The organism is Campylobacter troglodytis, assembly GCF_006864425.1.
GTDB classification, from domain to species: Bacteria; Campylobacterota; Campylobacteria; order Campylobacterales; family Campylobacteraceae; genus Campylobacter_D; species Campylobacter_D troglodytis.
On record NZ_QHLI01000092.1, the window covers coordinates 1 to 5,952 of the forward strand.

4 protein-coding genes and 1 pseudogene are annotated in these 5,952 nt (G+C 33.0%); 4 read left to right on the forward strand and 1 reads right to left on the reverse strand.

Features of this window, described 5'->3' with window-relative positions:
* From rffA to DMC01_RS11840, 4 genes are all read left to right on the forward strand, one after another.
* A partial coding sequence (gene rffA, locus DMC01_RS11825) for a dTDP-4-amino-4,6-dideoxygalactose transaminase (protein ID WP_142694401.1) occupies positions 1-869 on the forward strand: 869 nt, incomplete at its 5' end.
* A 1-nt stretch (position 870) separates the two neighbouring features.
* Positions 871-2,127: a hypothetical protein gene (locus DMC01_RS11830; protein ID WP_142694402.1), complete on the forward strand. Its 1,257-nt coding sequence runs from the start codon at positions 871-873 to the stop codon at positions 2,125-2,127.
* A complete protein-coding gene (locus tag DMC01_RS11835) occupies positions 2,124-2,831 on the forward strand; it encodes a hypothetical protein (protein WP_142694403.1) in 708 nt (235 codons plus the stop codon). Before DMC01_RS11830 ends, DMC01_RS11835 begins: the two co-directional genes overlap by 4 nt.
* A 395-nt stretch (positions 2,832-3,226) precedes the next feature.
* Complete coding sequence (locus tag DMC01_RS11840) at positions 3,227-4,621, forward strand: hypothetical protein (RefSeq protein ID WP_142694404.1); 1,395 nt, start codon at positions 3,227-3,229, stop codon at positions 4,619-4,621.
* A 1,107-nt stretch (positions 4,622-5,728) separates the two neighbouring features.
* Here DMC01_RS11840 and DMC01_RS15475 read toward each other — a convergent pair.
* Positions 5,729-5,952 (reverse strand): annotated as a pseudogene (locus DMC01_RS15475) (IS1595 family transposase); the annotation flags it as partial.

Consider the following 5,952-nt stretch of genomic DNA (forward strand, 5'->3'; position numbering starts at 1 on the left):
GGGGAGGGGAAGAGAGGGTTCCTGTCTTTGTTGATATTCGCCCTGATACCAAAAATATCAACGAAGATTTAATAGAAGCTGCCATAACTCCTAAAACAAAGGCAATCGTGCCCGTGCATTATGCAGGGGTGGCTTGTGAGATGGATAAGATTATGCAAATAGCTAAAAAGCACAGTCTCTTAGTCATAGAAGATGCAGCCCAGGCTCTTTCAAGCACTTATAAAGGTCGTAAGCTGGGCACCATAGGAGATCTTGCTTGTTTTTCTTTCCACGAAACCAAAAATGTCATCAGCGGAGAAGGCGGAGCCCTTGTTATAAATAATGAAAAATTCATAGAAAGGGCTGAAATTATTAGAGAAAAAGGCACAAACCGCTCTAAATTTTTTCGTGGCGAAGTGGATAAATACACTTGGGTGGATGTGGGTTCGTCCTTTTTGCCCTCAGATCTTATAGCTGCTTTTCTTTACTCCCAACTTGAAAACATAGACAAGATCAATGCCAAAAGGCTAAAAATTTACAACAAGTATCATAAATTTTTTAAAAGCTATGAAGAACAAGGCTTAATAAAACGTCCTGTGATACCGACAAATTGCACTCATAATGCCCATATGTATTATATTACTTTTAAGAATTTACAAAAGCGAAGTGAATTTATAGAGTATTTAAAACAAAGGGGCATAAATTCAGTATTTCATTACATACCACTACACTCATCGCCTGCGGGAGTGAGGTTTGGCAGGGTTTGTGGGGATCTGAGTATTACTAATGAGATAAGCGATACCCTTGTGAGAATGCCGATCTTTTACGGACTTTCTAAGAAGGATATGGATTTTATCTTTGATACTGTAAAAAAGTTTTTTAAGTCTTAAAATGAGATCAAAGCTAAAAAGCCTAAAATATAAGATCAAATTACATTTTTATCTCTTAATTGGCAACTACAACAAGGCTTTTAAGTTTCTTTTAAAATTACTTAGAATGGATCTTTTGCCCTTTGAAAAGCATCTTTCTTATGAGAAGCTAAATGAAAAGATCATAGATAAAATGTTAGCGCATAAAAAATTCACTACTCAAAAAATAGATATAAAAGGCTATGAAACAAGGATCTTGTTTTTAAATACCGAGCTTTACGACACGGGAGGACATACAGAATTACTACTTCGTTATTTGGATGTTTTTAGCAAGGATTATTTAATCTATGTGTATAATACAAGCACTTTCAAGCAAGAAGAACAAGCTCTTAAAAAATCCATTCTTTTAAAAAGAAAGGCTCACAATTACTACCTTTCAAAATGCGAGGGCTTTGTTGATAAGCTTAGAGAGTGTTATGAATATATCTTAGAGCATAAAATTAGCACTGTTAATGTAAATATTCATCCTGATGATCTAGTTGGGGCCGGGGTTTTATATCTGCTTAAAAAGCACACAAATATAAATATCATCTTTTTTAATCACGCTTCACATTATTTTTGTCTAGGAACTATCTATGCAAATAAGATCATCTCTGGCATAAAGGATGGGCTTGCTATAAGCCCTTATCTAAGAGGCTATGATAATTTAATCTCCTTGCCCTTTTTAATGGGGGGAGAAAAACTAAGTTTAAAAGAGGAGTTAAACATACCTGAAAATGCCATTATCTCACTAACAGGCTGTGCTTCTTCTAAGCTTAAAGAGGAGTATTTTTCCTTGATCAAAAGGCTTTTGCAAAAAGAAGAAAATCTTTATCACATTTGGGTTGGAGGTGCTAGTGATATGAATTTAGGCTTTAAGGATGAGCGTTTTATAAGGGTTGATTTTAGTTCAAATTTTAATGATTACATAGCTCTTTGTGATTTTTATATAGATTCCTTTCCTCAAGGATCAGCCTTAACTCTAGTTGATTGCATTAGAAGATCAAAACCTGTGATCATAAAGATAAATGAGGAGGAAAAATTTAGAAGCTTTGAGGAGTATCTTTATGAGGATTATGAGTTAGCTTGCAAAAGTAGCGAGGCTATGTATAACTGTGCTTTAAGGCTGATTAATGACAAGGACTTTTATAAGGCTATGCAAGAGAGGGTTTTAAGGCATTATGAAAGAGTTTATTCAATAAACACAGTAAAGCCCTTGTATGAGGACTTGATAGTATGAGGATCATAAACGCTAGCTGGGAGAGGCGAAATTTTGATATGGATGCTTATGAAATTCAAATAGACAAGGAGGATCTGCTTGAATTTGAAACTGTTTTGGAAAAAATTCACAAACAAAACTTCAAAAATGCCTATGTGGTAATCAAGCTTCCTGTGGGTAATCTAAAAGCCCTACACGCCCTTGAGGATGAGGGCTTTCGCTTCTTAGAAACCCAGCTTCATTTTAAAGAGCATTTCAAAGCAAAAAATTCAAAGCCAAGGATTAAGGGCAAACTTAGCAAAGAAAGGCTTGAAAAGGACAAGGAGGCTTGGGAGGGTGTGATTTCAAAGATAAGCCCTGGTATGTTTGATAGCGACAGGGTGAGCCTTGATCCTGCTTTATCTCAAGAGATAGCTTGCAAGAGGTATCAAAACTGGTGTAGGGATTTGTTTTATGATAAGCACACTTATATGATGCTTGGTAAGCTTGATGATGAGGTATATGGCTTTTGTCTTTGCAAAGAAGATGAGCAAGGCATAAATGCTCTTTTGGTAGGCGTTTTTCCTAAATTTAAGCATCTTAAGCTAGGACAGTATTTGCTTGACGATCTAAGAGGCACAAGGCTTACTACAACTTCTTCTAACAACCCAGCAGCCTTCAAGGTATATCAAAAAAGCGGACTTATAGTACAAGAGCAAAATTATGTGCTAAGAAAGATTTATTGATTTTAACTCAAAGGCTTTTTAGTTAGCCAATTTGGTTTAGGAAGTTCTTGCTTATTTTAAGTTTGGCAATTTATACTTTCGCCTTAGGATTTTATAGTTTTGTGAATTTAAAAGATAAGCTTTAAAGGCTCTTTAAATTCAAGAATCTTGCTTTCTTGGCAAATTTTTAAATTCAAAGATCTTTTTTTTTAAAAAAGTGTTGATCTTTTTAGATCAAGTTAAATGGCTTATATTCAAGCTTATACAAAGGAGCTTAAATTTAAAACATTAAAAGGCATTCTTGTTTGACTAAGCTTGTTAGTTTCTAAGTTTTTTAAGAGCTTAAAATGATAAGGGCTAAGTTTAATGTCTTTTAAAAAGCCTTTAAAAAAGCAAACTAATTTTAAGGATCTAAGATGCAAAAATATCTTGTCTCAAATCGAACAGATGCAAACTGTGCTAGGTTTTATGGGATTATAACTGTTATTTATCTTTCAAGGAAGCTTGGGTGTGATTTTAAGTTCATTTGGGAGGATGAAATTTGCGCTGGCTTTGAAGGAAGGCCTATGAATGATACAATCTACAAAGAATTTAACGGTTTAAAAATAATAGGTGCTAAGGTAGATAGCAAGGAAACAATTTTTGACAAAGAGTTTTTATCACAGCACTGCATAGAAGCAAAAAGAGAGGAAAGCAAGGTTTGGACTATGTCAAAGCATCCCTTAGATCTAAGAGATTTTGAGAGCTTTAAAGCCTTTATGATGTCAAGTGATTTTGTGTATTTTGATATAAACTGTGGGGATTTTATCTTTAATGATGAGGATGATAAGGAGATTTTCAAGGACTTTTTTAAGCTAGTGAAGTTTTGCCCTAAGATAAATAAGCTTATATCTTGGGCAAAAGGCTGTGCGTCTAGGTTTGGTAAATTTAGCGCTCTTCATCTTAGAGCTGGTGACTGTATTTACGGCTATAACGAGTTTAGCCATATGCTCTCTGTTATGTGGCAAGCTACACCCTTGCACTTTGCAATGAAGCTTATAGAAAAACTACCCAAAGATCAAAAACTAATCATCTTTTCAGATGATCCAAGCAATGCTATTTTAATGATAAATTATCTTAATCAAGCAAATCTCATCTCAGCTGAGAGTTTAAGGGATTTTGACAAGCTTAGCATTAGTGAGCTTTTGATCTTTGATCTAACGGTTATGTCTTGTGCTAGTGAAATTTACGCAGCCACCTCAAATGTATCATCTCTTGCATCCTTAATAGCAAGGGCTGAGTATAATCAAAATATCTACAAGATCATAAGCGCAAAAAAAGATTATGAGGGCATAAAAACGCTTGTAGAAAAATATCCCTTTAATCTCTATCATCAAAGCTTTTCTTACGCCCATCTTTTTTTAATGGCTAAGGGTTTAAGGTTAAAAGATGAGCAAAAGAGATTTATAGAAAGGGCAAGCGAGTTAAATAAGGATAATTACAGATACAAAATTTATCTTGCCTATGTCCTAGCCAAATACCACAAAACAAAGGAGCTTGAAGCCTATCTTGCTTCTTTGAATTTTGAAAAATTCCTAGATCTACTTTGCTTAAATTACGATAAGATAGGAGAGGATAAATTTACCTTTTTTCCATATTTTTATCTTGCAAATAAAAAATATCCCCACATACAAAGGGCTTTTGATAAACTGAGTGAATTTTTAGTAGCCAAGCCCTCACTAAGAAAAAAACTGTCAAAAAATAAACTTAGATATAGCCTAAAAAGGCTGTTGTGTAACTGTTTTTTTCTTAAAGCCTATCTTATAAAATAAAACCAAGCTTTTATGCGAGATCTTTAACTTGATAAAGAACATTTTTAAAGCATAAAAGCTTAGATGAAAAAAATATATGATTTGTGTTTGAATTTTTTAGAATTTAAGAACTTAAATTCAAGGAATTTGAATTTATATGATTTATCAAGCTTATGAGGCATTTTAATTTTGCGACAGTTTAACGCTACAACTTTTTAAGAATAAGCAAACTTAGCGAGTAAAACGCGTTAAATTTGAATTTTCAACTTAGCAAGATAACATAAAGACAAACTGTGAATTTTTTACCTTGCTAAGGCTAGTGGTTTTAAGCAAAAGGTGGCTTTGTGAAATCTTTATCTGCCAAATTCACAGTATAAAGAAAGCACATTTTATTACTTGCAAGGAAATAAAACTTAGACATAATAGTAAAAATTTAAGACAAAATTCTCAGCAAAATTTACTCAAATTGATAAGAGAAAATCCATTAAATCATTTTGAGCCTTGAAAAGCTTTTAAATATTTTTGTTGTTTTTGTAAAAAGGGGATGTTATTTTATTGCTTGGTATTTTCGCCTTTCTTTGGCTTAAAATTTGCAAAACACAATTTTAGTAAAAATTCATTTATCTTAAGCACTCTTTAAATTCACATAAATTCTATGCTAAATTTATGCCATTTTACCCATACTCTTTGCAGTATTGTTTATTTGTTATGCTTTCATACTCTGCTCCTTCTACCTTACCAGCAGGTGTGCAAGGATAGCAAATACTGCTTTTACTTCCCACCTCAAAAACGCAAACAGAGCAAGTATCAATAAAGCATATAAACTATTTCTCAATCTCTTATACATTTTTGTCTTTGATTTTTTGACACAAAAATATACTGCAAGTATCAAATTGTAAAGAATGCAAGCAAGCAAAAGCCCTGTAAGCATTATCACCAAAGGAAATTGCACAACAAGCCATGCAAAAAGCATTGTGCCAATATAATCTAGCACATTACAAATTGCACATATCATTGCTTTGTTTCCCTCGCATTTAATTTATCTTTATTTTTCATAATTAAATCTAGTAATTTATTAGCTGTAAAATCATCAAATTTTTCATTATATTCATCATATATTTTAAAGGCTCAACTAAACTTAATAGGATTTTCTCTTATCAATTTCAGCAAATTTTGATGAGAATATTGCCTTAAATTTTTCGTCTTAATTTTGTTTCTTTTAAGTGAAGGATAAAATTTTCTTTTTAGCCATGAAATTTGGCAAGTGTCAACTTCGCAAAGCCCTAGAAATTCACAATTTCGTTGATGTGGTTATGCCCCTTTGCAAACTCGTTTTTGCTATGTTTTACTCG

Bases quoted from the DNA above. Each gene is read 5' to 3' on its own strand.
- DMC01_RS11830 (WP_142694402.1), top strand. From the start codon at position 871: ATGAGATCAAAGCTAAAAAGCCTAAAATATAAGATCAAATTACATTTT.
- DMC01_RS11835 (WP_142694403.1), top strand. From the start codon at position 2,124: ATGAGGATCATAAACGCTAGCTGGGAGAGGCGAAATTTTGATATGGAT.
- DMC01_RS11840 (WP_142694404.1), top strand. From the start codon at position 3,227: ATGCAAAAATATCTTGTCTCAAATCGAACAGATGCAAACTGTGCTAGG.